Below are 16,594 nucleotides of genomic sequence, written 5' to 3' on the forward strand. Positions count from 1 at the left end.
ATCATAATGCTATTTTTGTAATGCTTTAACTAGCACATCTAAATTTTGATACATTAATGTAAAATAATCTTCATCATTATTTATATCTTCTTCCGTAAGGACTTCTAGATTATGAATATTTAATGACTCTACTTCCGTTTCGGCTTGAATGACATCGGCAACCTTCGACTCAATGTTTTGTTCAAAAAGTAAATAACGAATATCATGCTCCTTCACCAAGTCAATGATCGTTTCCAATTGTTTTTGTGAAGGCTCTTGCGTAGATGATATGCCAGAGATAGCTATTTGCTCTAAACCGTATGCAGATTCCCAGTATCCATAAGCTGCGTGTGTTACTAAAATTTCTTTGTTCTGGAACGTTTCAAGTTTATGAAAATCGGTATCTAATTCTTCCAATCTAGTTTTCAGATTTTCAAAGTTTTGTAGAAATTCGTCTTCCGCTTCTGGCTTTAGCTCAATCAAAGTTTTCATAATATTTTCAGCAAGTGAAATGGATCTGATAGGATCTATCCATACATGTGGATCGGCATCCTCATGATCATGAAGGTGTTCTTCATCATCATGGCTATCAATATCTTCTTGGGTTTCTTCATCATGGCTATGGGTATCTTCTGAATGGTCTTCTTCATCATGACTATCGGTATCTTCTTGGTGTTCCTTCTCATCGTTTGTGTGTTCTAGTAATGCGATCCCTTCAGAAGCTTCAACCATTAATACTTGCTCGCTTTCCAGCGCATCACCTATCTTCTTTGCATATGTTTCAAGTTGTGCTCCATTATAAATAAATGCATCTGCTTTCGCTATCTCAAGCATGGTTTTCGTTGTTGGTTCATAAGTATGCGGATCGGAACCAGCAGGTAGAATTGATTCTACTTCAACATGTGAACCCCCGATTTCGCTCGCGAAAAATGCTATTGGATATATCGTTGTATAGATCGACAATACATCACTTTCATCAGTTGTCTGTTGCACTTCTTTATCCGCACCACATCCAGTTAAAAGAGAGATTACAGCAGCATTAATTACTATCACCCAAACAAACTTCTTCATTTAAACTCCCCTTTTGTATTATTCATGTCATTATAATCATAATGATTCCGATTTATGTGTAATTCAAATCAAAATTGTTGCGATTTGTACATCTATGAATTATACGGAATTTTGAACAGTTTGTAAATAGTAATCATTACGTTTTATTAATAAATTTTAAATCTAATTGATAATAGAGAAACAGAAATGGGAGCCATGTTTCACACTAAGCTCTCCTCTCTACCTCTCTACAAACTAGCCAATGTTTTCCGATGTTAAAAACCTTACTCCTGCATAACAATAGTTTCCAAGTTTTTGTACCCATTGCACGCGGGTAATAGTTTCCATACGTAACTCAACATCTTCCTTAAAAACAAGCATTTGATTTGGGCTTAATTTAACCTTTTACCTTTAATGGATTCCACTTTCTAACGGCTTGAATATTTCCTCTACACCAACGATCTAGTTTCTTTAATAAATCCGCAAATGTTTCAGGTGAAAGTCCAACTGCAAGTGTCTCATTAATAAAAACGGATTTCTGCTTGTGTTTTTGAAGGATCATTCCTGTCGCCATGTCTTCTGTTATAACTCCAGTTGCAAATCCTCCTATTTCCTCAATTGAGGTTCGTCGAAATAATGCATTACTACCAATGTACATTGTTGCATTATAACGATCCTTTCCTTCTTCCAATTTGCGCATGAAAAAATCCTGTTCGTTCGTGATCGGCTCTTCATAGAATAAATTGTGCTGAAAGGCATCGGCGTTATAAAACACTTGTGGTGCTTGAACGAAAAAGAGAGACTTTATCATCGATAAAATAACCAAGCGTTCGCTTGAGGAAATTTGCCTTTGGCACCATATCAGCATCCATTGTTTTGATAATCTCACCATCCGTTTTCGTCATGGCATGGTTAAGATTACCTGTTTTCGCATGCTTATTATCTGGTCGATCAATGTATGTAGTTCCTAACGATTCAGTTAAACGGCGAATATCACAGTGACGTCCATCATCACAAACAAATATCTTCAGCTGTTACTTTGGATAGTTTATCATTTGTGAAGCAGTTATGGTTCTTCTTAACAAGTCAGAAGGTTCATTATAGGTTGCAATGAGAACATCAACAGTAGGTAATTCCTTAAATCAGATAATGATATAGGTATTCTTTTAAAAGATTTCGTGGAAAGCAGTGTGAAAATAGATACAATAAGACAAGAATGCATGAGGATAAGCCCAACCAAGCTAGCAATTCGGTATGGAAAGTATCACTCCTTTTCAATAGTTTTAGTGCGGATGGTTTTCCCAATAGCATGAAAAAGAAACCAGTATCTATTGAAAGATGCCAGTTCCTTGCGTGGTAATTCAGTAAAGATTATTTAATTACTTTTAATTCCATAGTTTTTCACTTTAGCTTGAACATCAACATTTACTTTAACATTTGGATAAACCTCGTCATACCAATTCATTTGTTCCCATTCTTGAAAGCTCATCTTATTGCGAACATATCTGCCAAGACCAAGCGAATCAACCTTGTTATCCTGCAACATTTTAATAATATCATCACTCACCTTTTTTACATGCTGCTCAATTTTTTGCTCTAGAAATTTTTGATCCTCTGGTTTGCTTAAATCCTTTGAACCATTGTACTCTAGTGGTGATCCTTCAACTCTTACAACGATGTCTACCGTTATATCATCCTTGTTATTGTATGTAGCTGAAATATCTCTTGCATTTTTCAAGGAACTAAACATAAGCTGTACTGGTTCGTTTTTACCTTCTTCTTCAAACTTTAAGTTAATTGAACCTGCACTAAAATCACCATTTAAAAAGAAGAAATAGCGAGAAAGATATGGTTCAAGCTTAGTAACATATTGATCATCACGAAACAAGGCAATACCATCTACCATTACTTCCTGTTCCACCAGTTTCAATATTGGTGCTGATGGGTCTCTACCTTTATCATTAATATCTCGCTGGAATTGAAATAGCGTTGCTTCTGGTATCGAATTCATTTTTGTTTCTTTTTCCAATAATTCATCAATGTAGATACTAGACCTGGGCTTTTCTGGAAAATCAGGCTTCATTATCTCACTAGCTGTTCCTTCAACTACTGCAATTTTGATTTGCCTACCAAAGATTGGATCTCTGGCAAATGTATCAATATCTTCTCGTATGCCATATTCGGCAAGATCTTTACCAAATAAAATCACCTTAATTTTCCCACTTGCAATAATTCTATTTGTCTTTCTGGCCAAGTTTAGCATTGCTTCTTTATCTATTTTTGCATCGGTAGAAATTACTTCTCTTTTCTTTTGTGCATCTGGATCAACTTGAGGTATCGATGCCGTTACGTGTAAAGTCCTGTTTTTTTCATATTCTTCTTTATTAAATAAATCTAATCCTAGAGCGTTAATAAAACCAGCTTGTTCGACAATTCTCTGATCTGAACAACCAGTAAGGAATATGACTAGTACAACGATGCAGCATAATTTGTTAACTATCATATCGTACCCTTCCTCTTCGTCATATTATTAATTCCTAATAAGCACAGCAATAACAGAGGTAACCCAAACGCAACAAAAAACTCAACGATTGTTACTTTAAAAAATGCTTCTTCAATTAATCGTTGTATATCTAATCTTGTCGTTGCAAGATAAGAGCTAAGCAAGAGAAAAATTAGCAACCATTGTACTTTTATTTTCGGAAAAAGTCTTTCAGATATATGTAATGCAGGCCAAAAATAAAGGGTAATAGTAACGATTATATTTAATAAGAAGAAAGGATAAATAAGAGTATCTATCCTTTCTAAAAAACTGAATTCAATATATTGAAACATTAAAAGTGTTGGATACAAGGTTTCCATTAATTGTCCGAAACTGTAAAATCCGAATGCAACTATACAAATATACATATAAATAATTGTCGTCACCAAGTTTCCTAAAAAAACTCCTGTAAAATTTTTCCGTCGGCTGTCAATATGCGGGAAAACTAATAAAATAAATTCATAGCCTAGAAATCCACTATACACATTAAAATAACCTTCCACGTAGGAATCAGACCTTTCATTAAAAAAGAAAGTAGTCAAATTAACAGCGTCCCAAGACGGGAATATCCATATTCCAAACACAACAATTCATATTGTCAAAAAGAAAATAATTGTAGTTATTTTCGAAATATTATAGATTCCCTTTATAATGAATAGATAAGCAGTACCCAATATTATAAAGATAAATGGAAATGCTTTTGTTGTTTGAAAAGACACAATTTGTAACAGAATTACATAGTCCCGACAAACTAATATTGCAATCAAACACCATACCCCTATTAGAAAGAAGTAGATAGGAATATATAGAAATTTAGGCAACACATCCTCTATTATTTTAAAAATCGATCTCCCTTTGCCATACTTGTATACTAAAAATATGAGGAAAATGTTGAATGAAGCAATAGCAAAATGCATGACAAGGAAAATCCATCCATTCCTGCCATAGGCTTCACCAACTGTACGCGGGATACTGAATAAAGTAACTCCTGTTTGATTCATAAAAACGAGTATTGCTACCGTAAATGGATGTAATTTTTCACGCAACTATATCCCTCCACCTCAACGACTTATAATTATCTTTTTTTAGGATTTGGTGATATGGACTGTGTAGGTCTTGTTTTCTTTAATCCATATGGAGCACGAATAAAGTAGTTCAGCCAATCTCTCGGATGTGTAGGTGCAATTGGATTGACGTAGGGTGTGTTCAAATTAGTTAATCCACCAAGATGTATGACCAAAAGTAATAAACCTACGATGAGTCCAAAATTGCCAAACAAACCAGCTAAAATAATTACCATAAACCGAGCAATTCTTAATGATGCGCTTAAGATATAATTCGGGATAACAAACGACGAAATTGCAGACACTGCTACTGCAATGATGAGCGTATTACTAACCAACCCAGCATCAACCGCCGCTTGTCCAATGACAATTCCTCCTACAATACCAATGGTCTGACCGATTTTTGTTGGCAGCCTTACTCCTGCTTCCCGCAAAAGCTCGATTGCAATTTCTAGCATTAATGCTTCAACCAAAGGTGGAAAAGGAACCCGATGTCTAGACTCTGCTAGTGACATTAAAATCGTTTGTGGAATTACTTCATAACTATATGTCGTGGCGGAAACGTATAATGCTGTAAACGTTAATGTAATAATAAACGCAAAATACCGCATCAGTTTCATCGATGTACTAATAATCCATCTATTGTTTTTATCATCTGGTGATTCGAAAAACTCAAAAAAATTAGTAGGTGCTGTGAACACCGTCGGACTATGATCAACAATACCGGCAATTTTTCCAGAAACGAGCTTTCCTACGATAACATCGGGACGCTCCGTAGTGAAAAATTGGGGGAAGATAGAATTAGGAAACTCATCAATCATTTGCGCAAGCATATTAGCATCTTCAATCGAGTCAACCTTTACTTCTGATATCCTTTTATCTAATTCTTTAACTATGTCATTATTTGCTACTCCCTCAATGTACATTAAAGCCACGGTCGATTTTGTTAAATCACCCACAATGAATTTTTTCACTTTTAATTTCGGTGTTTGAAGCCTTCTTCTTATTAAAGACAGATTCACATTTGCCTCTTCGATAAAAGCATCATGTGCGCCTGTAATTATACTTTCTGATTCAGATTGAGTAATTGACCTTGATTTAGGACCATAAGCATCAACGATGTATGTCTTATTATGTGATAAAATAGCTACTTGTCCCTTTAAAATACCATCAACCGCTTCTATACATGTATCAATTCTTTTGTATTGCTTACGACTGAATAAGTTAGCAAGCTCACTCTCTTGTACATTGTTTAATGGCTCAATAATGTCTCTATCGAGGATCACATTTTCAATTAAATGACCAAAAAACACTAGTTTCACACCAATATTATTCACTGTATATTGTGTCAAATCATCACAATCTACTAGCGCAGCTAATATATTTTCCTCAGTTGGAGACTTTTGTTGTTTTTCAGGCTTTGCTTGTTGATGACTGTCTTTATTTTCTTTAAACAAAAAGCTGAAAAACCCCATGAATATCCTCCACTCAAAGTGTTATTTGTTTTTAAAATGCCACCTAAGTTAAAAGAATATACATCACTACTGCCCAGATTGATCCTTATACTACAAAAAGCTATCCAATTGGATAGCTTTTTGTAAAGTAAATATTTTTAACTCTTTTTATACATGCTTATCTTTCATCAATTAATGAGACAAGCTTGCACAATGTTTTCCAATTACGCACAGTCGATGGCACACCTAGCTTGTCAACTTTACTTGCAAGAGGTGAATTGCGTATACTTGTGCCAAATAATAAATAAATATCTCTACCAATTAGAAAATATAGCTCATCTTCAAATAAATAATCGTGTAAATCATCCACTTTTTCTAGCGCTGGTTCATGTAAGAGTAACGATACATACAAACTTTCACCTACCGCTGATCGTTCTGCCTTTCTTACTTGATCATCTGTAAATGGACATTTACGAATCAATGCTTTTAATTCTTCAGAATTTCTTAGTATCACAGGGATTTTAGCACCAAAAGTCGCATCAATTTCAGATTCGATTCGATTTCTTAATTCGTCTTCATGTTCTTCGGACTCAAATATTACATTCCCGCTTTGAATATACGTTTGCACATCGTGTAATCCAATATTTTCAAATCTTTGTCTTAAATCTGCCATTTTCATTCTGTTTTTTTTACCTACATTGATTCCACGTAAAAATGCAATATAGATTGTCACTATCTCACCACTTTTCAAAAATATCAAATCGATTGCTTATATTGCTCATAACCGGTCCTGCCAAATACACACTTAAACATCACTCGAAAGGGATATTAGCTTAGAACTCTTCCATTTGCTTTAAAGCATCTTTTAAATTTTTAACATCTTCGCTAGAAAGTGTTACACCTTTTCCCATTTTCTCATGATCAGGCGCCCAGTCCCGTATGTCGTATTTAGGGTCACGCCCATTCCAGCTGACAAGGTTAAGTTCCTTTTTCCAACCCTTTGGTGATTCAGACAATGTTGCTATCGTTTTTATAATTTCATACTTAAGTTCAGCCATACCTTTCATCCTCCCTATACTACTATAAAAATAGAATAACATAGTACACGGGTTCGTAGGTAGATTACTCAATTAGAACACACAACAAATCTAAGAAAAATAATTAAATTCCGCTTCCACACGTGCTTCTATCTCAATTAGACCCGGTTCTATTGGTGTCGATACACCACCCACTTCGGCACTTGCCAGTTGTTGATATGGTTGTAATATCTGCTCCTTCAATTGCTCTATCAATTTATTAGGAACAGGATCCAAATTTACCCGCATCGTTCCCGCAATCACCTGAGCTTTATTAGTGGCATTTTCAACTGCCATTTTTAGCGCTTGTTGGTAAAAAACTTCCCGATCCTTAACATTGAAAGTAATTGTTGTAATCTTGTTTACGCCACTTTGTACAGCAGTATCAATCACTTTACCTGTTTGCTCGATATTATCTAATGTAATGGATAGTAGATGGGTTACTTCATACCCCTTAAATTTCTGACTCCCATCAATATAATCGTACTGTGGGAAAATCGTATAGTCTGCCGTTTGGATATGGTCTTGATCTATAGATAACCGTTGCAAAGATTGGATAACGTTATCTATAATCCGAGCATTTTCTTGTTGTGCTGTTTCAAGCTCTACATCCTGTGTTACGACTCCTAACTGGATCCTAGCAACATTTGGTTCAACAGATACGAAACCAGACCCGTATACCGTCATATTTCTTGGCTTTGTATGATAGCTTTGTCTTACAGGAGGATAGTACATGTTTTTATCCCCTTCCAAATAATTTTAACTACTATTTATATCATGTTTTATTTATATGAAATATGTCAGTTTTTTTGCCCTAATTGTATTTGCTAGTTCAGTCCATTCTATAACTAATGATTTTGGGCCATCCAAATCCACATAAAACTGATTGATCTAACATTCCCAAACTATATGTGAATGTGATTCTTTGTATATTAGCAGACAAAATACGCGCTTTAGGAGATTCTGGTTAATCCATCGTTAATCTTAAGATATAAGATTTAATACTATCACTTGGTTGTGCCTTAAACACATACACCACTATAAGATTATTGACTAAATCACTCAATTGTTTATATAAGAAAACTACCTGCACAATTTTTCTTCTTTATTAATCACGTAATCTCTTGTATACTATACTTCGAGTCTCGAAAGAAAGGTGAATAAAATGACACAATTAGCTGAAGCACAGCTAAAAATAAAAGAAAGAATTTGGTCAAAAGACTTTGCCCTCATTTGCATGGCAAACTTTTTTATTTTCTTAGGGTTTCAAATGACCTTGCCAACACTACCATTGTTCGTACAACAATTGGGTGGAAGCGACCAACTAATTGGAGTAATTGTTGGTGTATTCACTTTTTCCGCTTTATTATTCCGACCTTATGCGGGGCATGCGTTAGAATCAAAAGGAAGACAATTTGTTTATATGCTAGGATTAGGCATTTTTGTTATATCTGTTGGCTCTTTTGCCTTTATCACTAGCATTGCAATATTGCTAATGATGCGTGTCGTGCAAGGTATTGGTTGGGGTCTATCCACAACAGCTACTGGTACGATCGCTACAGATCTGATACCACCTAAGCGTCGTGGTGAGGGTATGGGGTATTTTGGCCTTTCTGGAAATATAGCACTAGCATTTGGTCCCGCGTTAGGATTAGCACTTGTTGGTACAATATCATTTACGCAATTATTCTTAATTTGTGGTGCACTCGGTCTCGTTGCCGTACTGTTAGCTTCGCAAATCACTTACAAAAAAGTAGAAGAGTCCGAATACAAAACGGTTCCCGTTAAATTCGATATTTTCGAAAAAAGTGCCATCCAACCGTCGATTCTGTTATTCTTTATTACCGTAACCTTTGGCGGGATCGCATCATTTTTACCATTATACACAGCCGAGCAAGGAGTAGAAGGTATTGAGTTCTACTTTCTTGTATTTGCTATAGCCTTAATGCTATCACGGACATTCGCGGGTAAAATCTACGATACGAAAGGGCACATTGTCGTATTTTTGCCAGGTACAATCTTGATTGCAAGTGCCATGCTATTATTAGTTTGGCTGCCGAATTCCTTCATTCTTTATACTGCAGCAGCACTATATGGATTCGGATTTGGTACAGTTCAACCAGCACTGCAAGCATGGTCAGTCGATAAAGCTCCCGCTCATCGAAAAGGAATGGCCAACGCAACATTTTTCTCATTCTTTGACTTGGGTGTCGGTATCGGGGCAATATCATTCGGACAAATAGCATATGTATTCGGATATAGCTTCATTTATTTAACATCAGCCTTTTCCGTGCTGATTTCAATCGCTATTTATATTGGTGTTCTATTAAAAGGCAGAAAAGCTACTATAATTTAATGCTAAAAAAACGGCGGACTTTTTTAAAGGTTCACCGTTTTTTTATAATTTATTTTCTAACCATTCCATCAGTTGTTTTTTTGGAAAATATCGTTGACCATTCAGCTCCACCATAGGTATGTCAGGGTATTTTTCTAGAAATGCCGGGATATCTGCTTTATCAATATCAATATTCCAATGAAGATCCTTTTCTTTAATCAACCACGGTTCATTATCATCGACATCAAAATTCAACAAAGACTTACTATCCGCATTCCCAAAATTTTTCAAGCCTTCCCCGATAAAATACCCCATAGCAGCAAGACCAATTGCAAACCAGAAGAAATTAAAGTCCATTTGTGATCAATCCCTTTGTTATCTTTTATAATTATATCTAGTCCTTTTTCAGGATGTATTTTTTTGTCCAAGAGTATAATAGTAAGCTTATCATTATGATAGTTGTTAGTATGAAACCAATTGCATCCCAAAACGAGGTACTATTAACCGAATTAAATAATTGTGGTACCGTATTGTTAAAAACAAAAAGTAATTGTGGTACAAAATAAAAAACAAAAAGACTCATCGTTAATGCTACACTGAATAAATAGAACACGGCATAAAACCTAACAAACTTCTTTTCTGTTTCATACAATACATCATTACTAGTAGTTTTTACAATTGAAATTTTCTCGCTAATCCACTTTTTTCCACTTTCCATTAAGTTATAGCATCCAGTTAAATTTTCCAATACATAATATAAATCTGTTTTCATAAAAACACTACACTGATAGATGAACTTAATGAAAATATCGAAAATAATTACCGCCATAATACCTTGGAATATTGGGTTACTTGATATTAATGAACTAATTAATGCGATAAATAAAATAATATTATCGAATAACAGTCCACCTAAATATGGTACTAGTCGCTGTTTTGGTTGTAACTTCCATGTAGGTGTGAGATCAGTTTGTAGAACAATTAAAAAAAGTCTATGTCCAATCTCAAGTTTAGTGGCCAAACCATAGGATCTGGCTGCCAAAATATGACCCCATTCATGGTGAAGTAGGATAACGAATGTTATGCCAGAATAAAGTAATGTATTCATTATCATTGAATCAAATAAAAACAGGTCTTTATAATGTGGAAACAATTCTGGTTGTATAATAAAAATAGCAACATTAATAACTAATATTAAAAAATATAGTGACATCGTCCTTTTATTGAAATACCATTGACCTAATTTAATTGGAACACCTTGGAAATCTTTTGGGCTTTCATTTATCACTTGTTGATCAATTATATCTCCATCAATAGATTCTACTATATTCATATCTATTAACTGATTTGTAAAATCAGTCATGTCTATTTGTTCTTGCGGATATTTGATTTTTAATACTTCAGCGATTTTATCATTTGGAAAATTTTGTTCCATCATTTCTATCGCATCCACACATATTTTAGGCATCTCAAAAAACTCACCAGTCAGATTGTTCTCTGCAATATAGTTTTTCTTATCCTGACGTATAGTTAAAGGGGAAAGTTTTATTTTCGAATTATTTTTAATGATCATAAATTAGCTGCCACCTTTTTAAAATGTAAAAGGATACTAGAATATTAGACTAGCATCCTTTTACTAAAATCATTTTTCTATTATGATTTTGGTGGAGGAGGAAAGAAAATGCACCACCAACAAAGGCTACCTGTAGTTTTCACCTTAGAAAGTTTACGAATTTGCATAATTTCACCACCTTTCATTTAAAATTTATATATCAACTATTTAAGTATTCTAACCATTTAGGATAGACTTCCTTAAATGCGTCAACTAACGTTGGGTCAAACTGCGTACCTTTACCCTGTATTATTCGTTTATATGCCTCTTCTGCAGGCAATGCAGGTCGATATGAACGTGAAGATGTCATTGCATCAAAAGAATCAGCAATAGCAACTAATCTTGCCAAAAGCGGTATATTTTGATTACTTAGTTGGTCAGGGTATCCTTTTCCATCCCAGCGCTCATGGTGACTTCTTACTACACTTATACAATTTTGCAAACCCTCAATATTTGTTACTACTTTAGATCCAATCACTGGATGACTCTTAATTATTTCAAATTCTTCATCCGTTAATTTCCCTGGTTTAGTTAAGATATAATCTGGAATGTTTGCTTTTCCTATGTCATGCAATAAACAAGCAAAGTTAAGTGATCTTAAATCTAATTCGCTAAACTTTCCTAGATTTTTAGCAAAAATAATAGAATACTTTGCTACCCGTTGACTATGTCCTCGTGTATATCGATCCTTTAATTCTAAAGTTTCGACAACACCTCTCACAATTCCTTCTATTTGTACATCATATGAATCTTTTATTGCATTTACGTACTTGTGGAATCTAATGAGTATAATATAAGTAAAGATTGAAATAACGGCAATAATACTTATAGGTGCTATAACATTGGTTGTTTGCAAGATTATACCAACCAAACTGTATTTTAAGAGGGTTCCAATCAGAACTGTAAAAAAATATTTATTATTTACAAATATTGGCGTGAACAATATAAAAAAGATTTCTGTAATACTTCCAACATAGTAACTATCACTATTACCCCAATATAAAATAATATCATTCACAAAAATAATTGCAGTGTACGTTATAAAATAAATGTATTTTATTAGTCCTGGGTTGTCCTTATTAAAAAAATAAATAGCAATTGGTAGTAAACCTAAAAGAATTATGTATATTCCATAAGTAACACCCTGGGATACTACTTCATCTGCCCCATAAACTAAAAATTGTCCCAGAAATAATTCATATATTTCATAGCCTATTGAGATTGTATAGAATAGTATAAGGAAAAGTCTTGCTGCATATTTCTCTTCATTCAAGAGTGCGACACTATTAATATTTTTTTTTTGCATGATTGGTAACCTCACTATAAATGACATTCTAACTCTAATGTTTTATCAAAGTTTTAGATTATGAGATTCCTCTATTTATATCTTAGAGAAACATGAGTAATAACCAAAGGGACTTTTGACCTATATTAGAGTTTTATTTAGATTTTTTTGATTCATTGACAAGAATCGTGTAGATTCGACACTCTTATTATACAACAAACTGTCAAAGAAGAAAGTAAAAGAAAGTAAATTGTTAGTAATCTTCTCATATTCATTCTAGTTATCAAGTAATAGAAAAATTTATAAATAGTTTATCACATAGTTATTAGAAAAGTATAAATGGTTAATATAAGAACAATTAAATTTAAGAATTTATAATTTACTAATCTTAATTTCACAATGATGCTAGTATAGTTTTATAAAAGATATAATATATTGTTTAGTTTACATAATGAAAGAGTTCATTCAAATTTACTTATTTTCACTTTCATCAACATCATCCAAATCCAACCAAGACAACATTTCATGTACAACAGTATTTATTTTATCATTTACCATCTCATCACCATATTTTCTTTTAGCACGTTCGATGTTCACGAGGACTTTGTCACTAAACTGAATAACAGGTTCGTCAGTTTCAATATTATTAAAAAGATCAATTATTTCATCTAATGATTTATCAAATCTTTTTCTTTCAATTTCCGTTGCCTTCATATACATCACCCCGAATTAGATTATCCAAAGTCTTATTATTTACGCACTTATCAAAAATACTAAAAGGACCAGACTAATCCCTGGTCCTTTTAGGCTATCCCTGCTCTGTCTTCTTAACTTCTTCAATCAAGTAGTTGACGAAATATTCATCTCGTACCAACCAAGCTTGATGATATCTTTTTAAATATTGTTCAGTTTCTTCAAAACTGCTAAAAGTTTGTTCCATAATTTCTTGATTTTGTTTAATTACCCATTCTTGTTCATTTTTAAAATAAACAAAAAACATGTCATTATCTCGATTTTTATACATGGCTCCAAAAGTAGATTCTTTTACATTAAAACTATTTTGTTTAGCGTCTTCTTTTAAAGGCTCTAATTGAAATGTCGCTGCGACAAAATACTTGTATGCATCCTCAGTCAATTTTGCTCCCGATGCTTTTGCATGTCCGCCACCACCAAAAGTAGCCGCAATTGCAGAAACATCGACATTATCATGAATCGTACGGAATCCCATTCGCCTTCCACCAATATTTAAAATTACAATATAATCTAAGTGTGGAAACTCTTTACCTAACTCGTTTCCAAGTTCTGAATGATACATTTCAGCATAAACGACTCCGGCAAAATGATTATTTAATTGCGTTTGTACTAATTCACGCTTTTTCTTTTTTATATAGCGCTCTATCTTATGTTCTTCCATTTGAAGAATCTTTTGTTCAAATTCATCAAAATCAAAATGATTACTTGTTGTAAGGCGGTGTAGCATTTTTTGTTCAAATTCCTCTATAGATACTAAGAAGAACAATGCATTGAGCCGTTTTGCCTTTAGGTTATCATTTTTCTCCCATTCCCACGTATCATATTGCCTGACAAGCTCTACGAACTCCGAGACAGCAGAAGAAGGCTCCATTAATCCTTTGCCAATGAGGTATTCGTAAAACAATGAAGTTGCTGATGTTAAGTTACCTTTATCGTCTTCCACAACAACACTTGCCCATTCATAATCATTATAAGCAGTCGCAGATTTATGATGATCAATTAACTGCAACTTAGCACTGGACTGATAGAACTCTTCCAGTTTTGTTTCATTTTCTTTGCTTACTGATAAATCTGTAATGAATAAAAACGTATCTTCATTTTCATTTTCTAAAAACCACTTCACCTCTCGGTCAAGGCCCGAAATCGAGTTATATCGGACATTCACCTGTTTATCAAAAGCGAGTTTAGCAATAATTCCACACCCGACACCGTCTAAATCGTTATGCGATAGTAGTTTATACATAATGTTCACCTCTCTATGTAGTATGAGTTTTTCATCTCTAATTTATTGATAAGTAGAGTTTTGCATAAAAAAAAGTACTTCATACCCTTTTAAAAAGAATACTAGTACTTGTTGTATAAAGTGTTTAGAGTTATGTACAATATTGGTGGAGGGAGTAGGGCTCGAACCTACGAACCCGATGGGAGCGGATTTACAGTCCGCCGCGTTTGGCCAACTTCGCTATCCCTCCAAGATTAAATGTAAGTACGACCAATAGACTAAAACTATGGTCGGTTTTTGATGGAGGATGCAGGGCTCGAACCTGCGACCCCCTGCTTGTAAGGCAGGTGCTCTCCCAGCTGAGCTAATCCTCCAAGATAAGGTAAGTTTTTTAGGTAAGTTATTTTCGATTTCGCGAAAAACATTAGTGACCCGTACGGGATTCGAACCCGTGATACCGCCGTGAAAGGGCGGTGTCTTAACCACTTGACCAACGGGCCATATTAGAAAAATTTAAGATTTCGAATAGTAGCTACTCCTGCTACTTCGATCATGGAGTAATGGGCCTGAGTGGACTCGAACCACCGACCTCACGCTTATCAGGCGTGCGCTCTAACCAGCTGAGCTACAGGCCCTAAATGGAGCGGGTGAAGGGAATCGAACCCTCGACATCAGCTTGGAAGGCTGAGGTTTTACCACTAAACTACACCCGCAATTTCAGATATAGTTAGTTAAATTAATGGTGGCTCGGGACGGAATCGAACCGCCGACACACGGATTTTCAGTCCGTTGCTCTACCGACTGAGCTACCGAGCCATAATATTTTTAAAAGAAAAATGGAGGAGGAAGAGGGATTCGAACCCCCGCGGGCTTTGACACCCCTGTCGGTTTTCAAGACCGATCCCTTCAGCCAGACTTGGGTATTCCTCCATATATAAACTTACTCAGTGGACCCTGCAGGACTCGAACCTGCGACCGATCGGTTATGAGCCGATAGCTCTAACCAACTGAGCTAAAGGTCCAAAGATAGCGGCGGAGGGGATCGAACCCACGACCTCACGGGTATGAACCGTACGCTCTAGCCAGCTGAGCTACGCCGCTATAAAAAATGTAAAAGTGGAGCCTAGCGGGATCGAACCGCTGACCTCCTGCGTGCAAAACAGGCGCTCTCCCAGCTGAGCTAAGGCCCCGTTTTTGTAACTAGATTATTGCTTTCGCAAAAAAGTGGTCGGGAAGACAGGATTCGAACCTGCGACCCCTTGGTCCCAAACCAAGTGCTCTACCAAGCTGAGCTACTTCCCGTCAATGGCGCGCCCGAGAGGAGTCGAACCCCTAACCTCTTGATCCGTAGTCAAACGCTCTATCCAATTGAGCTACGGGCGCTTCAGATGTTTGCTTATGCAAAAATCATTGGTGCCGAGGGCCGGACTTGAACCGGCACGATAGTCACCTACCGCAGGATTTTAAGTCCTGTGTGTCTGCCAATTCCACCACCCCGGCATGGCAAGTTATTCTGGAGCGGAAGACGGGATTCGAACCCGCGACCCCCACCTTGGCAAGGTGGTGTTCTACCACTGAACTACTTCCGCAAAAACTTTGGTGCGGGTGGAGGGACTTGAACCCCCACGTCATAAGACACTAGATCCTAAGTCTAGCGCGTCTGCCAATTCCGCCACACCCGCATAAATGAAATTTTTTTTACTTTCGCACTTAATGAAGTTTATTTTGCTTTCGCAAAAAAACTTGATGAGCCATGAAGGATTTGAACCTTCGACCCTCTGATTAAAAGTCAGATGCTCTACCGACTGAGCTAATGGCTCCCTTAAATTCATCAAGATTACAACTGGTGCCGGCCAGAGGACTTGAACCCCCAACCTACTGATTACAAGTCAGTTGCTCTACCAATTGAGCTAGACCGGCAAATGACGGTCCGGACGGGACTCGAACCCGCGACCTCCTGCGTGACAGGCAGGCATTCTAACCAACTGAACTACCGGACCAGAGATTTTTTGTGAAACAAAAATATCTTTCATTTCGCAAAGCGAAAATATCTATCATTGATATTTTCTAACTTCACCTTTTAATAGATATTAATTACAATAATCCATTAAAAATTCCTAACTCCTACTTTGTACAAGGTAGTTAGAAAATATTAGTTTAAACTATATGATTATTTGTAGTTGCTTTTTATATAAGAAACTTACATGCAATTAAAAATTAAA

The 16,594-nt window shown here is 35.5% G+C and carries 12 protein-coding genes, 18 tRNA genes and 2 pseudogenes; 1 reads left to right on the top strand and 31 read right to left on the bottom strand.

The window, feature by feature from the left end; genetic code table 11:
* Positions 1–9: 9 nt before the first annotated feature.
* From ACI6MV_RS23660 to ACI6MV_RS23695, 8 genes and pseudogenes are all read right to left on the bottom strand, one after another.
* Positions 10–1,050 (bottom strand): metal ABC transporter solute-binding protein, Zn/Mn family, encoded by a 1,041-nt coding sequence (locus ACI6MV_RS23660; RefSeq protein WP_407272798.1) that lies wholly within the window; start codon positions 1,048–1,050, stop codon positions 10–12.
* Between the two features lie 379 nt (positions 1,051–1,429).
* Positions 1,430–2,251: pseudogene (locus ACI6MV_RS23665) on the bottom strand (glycosyltransferase family 2 protein); the annotation flags it as partial.
* A gap of 153 nt (positions 2,252–2,404) precedes the next feature.
* The gene (locus tag ACI6MV_RS23670; protein WP_407272799.1) at positions 2,405–3,532 is read right to left on the bottom strand and encodes a Ger(x)C family spore germination protein; all 1,128 of its coding nucleotides are present in this window, start codon (positions 3,530–3,532) and stop codon (positions 2,405–2,407) included.
* Positions 3,529–4,617 (bottom strand): annotated as a pseudogene (locus ACI6MV_RS23675) (GerAB/ArcD/ProY family transporter). The gene ACI6MV_RS23670 and the pseudogene ACI6MV_RS23675 overlap by 4 nt, the downstream one beginning before the upstream one ends.
* 29 nt (positions 4,618–4,646) lie before the next feature.
* A complete protein-coding gene (locus tag ACI6MV_RS23680) occupies positions 4,647–6,110 on the bottom strand; it encodes a spore germination protein (protein ID WP_407272800.1) in 1,464 nt (487 codons plus the stop codon).
* A gap of 157 nt (positions 6,111–6,267) precedes the next feature.
* Positions 6,268–6,822, bottom strand: a complete 555-nt coding sequence (locus ACI6MV_RS23685) for a DUF1697 domain-containing protein (RefSeq protein ID WP_407272801.1) — start codon at positions 6,820–6,822, stop codon at positions 6,268–6,270.
* 100 nt (positions 6,823–6,922) lie between these two features.
* Positions 6,923–7,147 carry a YdbC family protein gene (locus ACI6MV_RS23690; RefSeq protein ID WP_407272802.1) on the bottom strand — a complete coding sequence of 75 codons (225 nt, stop codon included), beginning with the start codon at positions 7,145–7,147 and terminating at the stop codon, positions 6,923–6,925.
* 90 nt (positions 7,148–7,237) lie between these two features.
* Positions 7,238–7,900, bottom strand: a complete 663-nt coding sequence (locus tag ACI6MV_RS23695) for an SIMPL domain-containing protein (RefSeq protein ID WP_407272803.1) — start codon at positions 7,898–7,900, stop codon at positions 7,238–7,240.
* Positions 7,901–8,330: 430 nt separating this feature from the next.
* Between ACI6MV_RS23695 and ACI6MV_RS23700 the strand changes: the two genes are divergently transcribed.
* Positions 8,331–9,521, top strand: coding sequence for an MFS transporter (locus ACI6MV_RS23700; protein ID WP_407272804.1), 1,191 nt, complete (start codon positions 8,331–8,333; stop codon positions 9,519–9,521).
* A 42-nt stretch (positions 9,522–9,563) separates the two neighbouring features.
* On the opposite strand, the gene ACI6MV_RS23705 is transcribed toward ACI6MV_RS23700, so the two are convergent.
* The 23 genes from ACI6MV_RS23705 to ACI6MV_RS23815 form a co-directional block, all read right to left on the bottom strand.
* Entirely contained in the window at positions 9,564–9,857 is a 294-nt protein-coding gene (locus ACI6MV_RS23705) for a DNA-binding protein (protein ID WP_407272805.1), read from the bottom strand.
* A gap of 37 nt (positions 9,858–9,894) precedes the next feature.
* Positions 9,895–10,968, bottom strand: a complete 1,074-nt coding sequence (locus tag ACI6MV_RS23710; protein WP_407272806.1) for a hypothetical protein — start codon at positions 10,966–10,968, stop codon at positions 9,895–9,897.
* Positions 10,969–11,272: 304 nt separating this feature from the next.
* Positions 11,273–12,418 carry an HD-GYP domain-containing protein gene (locus ACI6MV_RS23715; protein WP_407272807.1) on the bottom strand — a complete coding sequence of 382 codons (1,146 nt, stop codon included), beginning with the start codon at positions 12,416–12,418 and terminating at the stop codon, positions 11,273–11,275.
* A gap of 450 nt (positions 12,419–12,868) precedes the next feature.
* Positions 12,869–13,111 carry an atypical membrane-integrating protein (Mistic protein) gene (locus ACI6MV_RS23720; RefSeq protein WP_407272808.1) on the bottom strand — a complete coding sequence of 81 codons (243 nt, stop codon included), beginning with the start codon at positions 13,109–13,111 and terminating at the stop codon, positions 12,869–12,871.
* A gap of 94 nt (positions 13,112–13,205) precedes the next feature.
* Positions 13,206–14,393 carry a DHH family phosphoesterase gene (locus tag ACI6MV_RS23725; RefSeq protein WP_407272809.1) on the bottom strand — a complete coding sequence of 396 codons (1,188 nt, stop codon included), beginning with the start codon at positions 14,391–14,393 and terminating at the stop codon, positions 13,206–13,208.
* A 143-nt stretch (positions 14,394–14,536) separates the two neighbouring features.
* A tRNA-Tyr gene (locus ACI6MV_RS23730) sits at positions 14,537–14,622 on the bottom strand.
* 51 nt (positions 14,623–14,673) lie between these two features.
* Positions 14,674–14,746, bottom strand: a tRNA-Val gene (locus ACI6MV_RS23735).
* Positions 14,747–14,800: 54 nt separating this feature from the next.
* A tRNA-Glu gene (locus ACI6MV_RS23740) sits at positions 14,801–14,872 on the bottom strand.
* Between the two features lie 61 nt (positions 14,873–14,933).
* Positions 14,934–15,007 (bottom strand) — tRNA-Ile (locus ACI6MV_RS23745).
* Positions 15,008–15,011: 4 nt separating this feature from the next.
* A tRNA-Gly gene (locus ACI6MV_RS23750) sits at positions 15,012–15,085 on the bottom strand.
* Positions 15,086–15,112: 27 nt separating this feature from the next.
* A tRNA-Phe gene (locus ACI6MV_RS23755) sits at positions 15,113–15,188 on the bottom strand.
* Positions 15,189–15,209: 21 nt separating this feature from the next.
* Positions 15,210–15,302: transfer RNA gene (locus tag ACI6MV_RS23760), tRNA-Ser, on the bottom strand.
* 18 nt (positions 15,303–15,320) lie between these two features.
* Positions 15,321–15,394 (bottom strand) — tRNA-Ile (locus ACI6MV_RS23765).
* A 5-nt stretch (positions 15,395–15,399) separates the two neighbouring features.
* Positions 15,400–15,473 (bottom strand) — tRNA-Met (locus ACI6MV_RS23770).
* Positions 15,474–15,489: 16 nt separating this feature from the next.
* A tRNA-Ala gene (locus ACI6MV_RS23775) sits at positions 15,490–15,562 on the bottom strand.
* A gap of 35 nt (positions 15,563–15,597) precedes the next feature.
* Positions 15,598–15,674: transfer RNA gene (locus ACI6MV_RS23780), tRNA-Pro, on the bottom strand.
* Between the two features lie 4 nt (positions 15,675–15,678).
* Positions 15,679–15,755 (bottom strand) — tRNA-Arg (locus ACI6MV_RS23785).
* Positions 15,756–15,783: 28 nt separating this feature from the next.
* Positions 15,784–15,872 (bottom strand) — tRNA-Leu (locus tag ACI6MV_RS23790).
* Positions 15,873–15,886: 14 nt separating this feature from the next.
* Positions 15,887–15,961, bottom strand: a tRNA-Gly gene (locus ACI6MV_RS23795).
* 8 nt (positions 15,962–15,969) lie between these two features.
* A tRNA-Leu gene (locus ACI6MV_RS23800) sits at positions 15,970–16,054 on the bottom strand.
* Positions 16,055–16,119: 65 nt separating this feature from the next.
* Positions 16,120–16,192: transfer RNA gene (locus ACI6MV_RS23805), tRNA-Lys, on the bottom strand.
* 24 nt (positions 16,193–16,216) lie between these two features.
* Positions 16,217–16,292: transfer RNA gene (locus tag ACI6MV_RS23810), tRNA-Thr, on the bottom strand.
* A 6-nt stretch (positions 16,293–16,298) separates the two neighbouring features.
* A tRNA-Asp gene (locus tag ACI6MV_RS23815) sits at positions 16,299–16,372 on the bottom strand.
* Positions 16,373–16,594: the final 222 nt, after the last annotated feature.

This window comes from Radiobacillus sp. PE A8.2 (assembly GCF_045635475.1).
Lineage (GTDB): Bacteria > Bacillota > Bacilli > Bacillales > Amphibacillaceae > JBJGXI01.

Coding starts and splice junctions, on each gene's coding strand:
- ACI6MV_RS23725 (WP_407272809.1), bottom strand. CDS start 14,393: ATGTATAAACTACTATCGCATAACGATTTAGACGGTGTCGGGTGTGGA.
- ACI6MV_RS23660 (WP_407272798.1), bottom strand. CDS start 1,050: ATGAAGAAGTTTGTTTGGGTGATAGTAATTAATGCTGCTGTAATCTCT.
- ACI6MV_RS23670 (WP_407272799.1), bottom strand. CDS start 3,532: ATGATAGTTAACAAATTATGCTGCATCGTTGTACTAGTCATATTCCTT.
- ACI6MV_RS23705 (WP_407272805.1), bottom strand. CDS start 9,857: ATGGACTTTAATTTCTTCTGGTTTGCAATTGGTCTTGCTGCTATGGGG.
- ACI6MV_RS23710 (WP_407272806.1), bottom strand. CDS start 10,968: ATGCCTAAAATATGTGTGGATGCGATAGAAATGATGGAACAAAATTTT.
- ACI6MV_RS23700 (WP_407272804.1), top strand. CDS start 8,331: ATGACACAATTAGCTGAAGCACAGCTAAAAATAAAAGAAAGAATTTGG.
- ACI6MV_RS23715 (WP_407272807.1), bottom strand. CDS start 12,418: ATGCAAAAAAAAAATATTAATAGTGTCGCACTCTTGAATGAAGAGAAA.
- ACI6MV_RS23695 (WP_407272803.1), bottom strand. CDS start 7,900: ATGTACTATCCTCCTGTAAGACAAAGCTATCATACAAAGCCAAGAAAT.
- ACI6MV_RS23680 (WP_407272800.1), bottom strand. CDS start 6,110: ATGGGGTTTTTCAGCTTTTTGTTTAAAGAAAATAAAGACAGTCATCAA.
- ACI6MV_RS23690 (WP_407272802.1), bottom strand. CDS start 7,147: ATGGCTGAACTTAAGTATGAAATTATAAAAACGATAGCAACATTGTCT.
- ACI6MV_RS23720 (WP_407272808.1), bottom strand. CDS start 13,111: ATGAAGGCAACGGAAATTGAAAGAAAAAGATTTGATAAATCATTAGAT.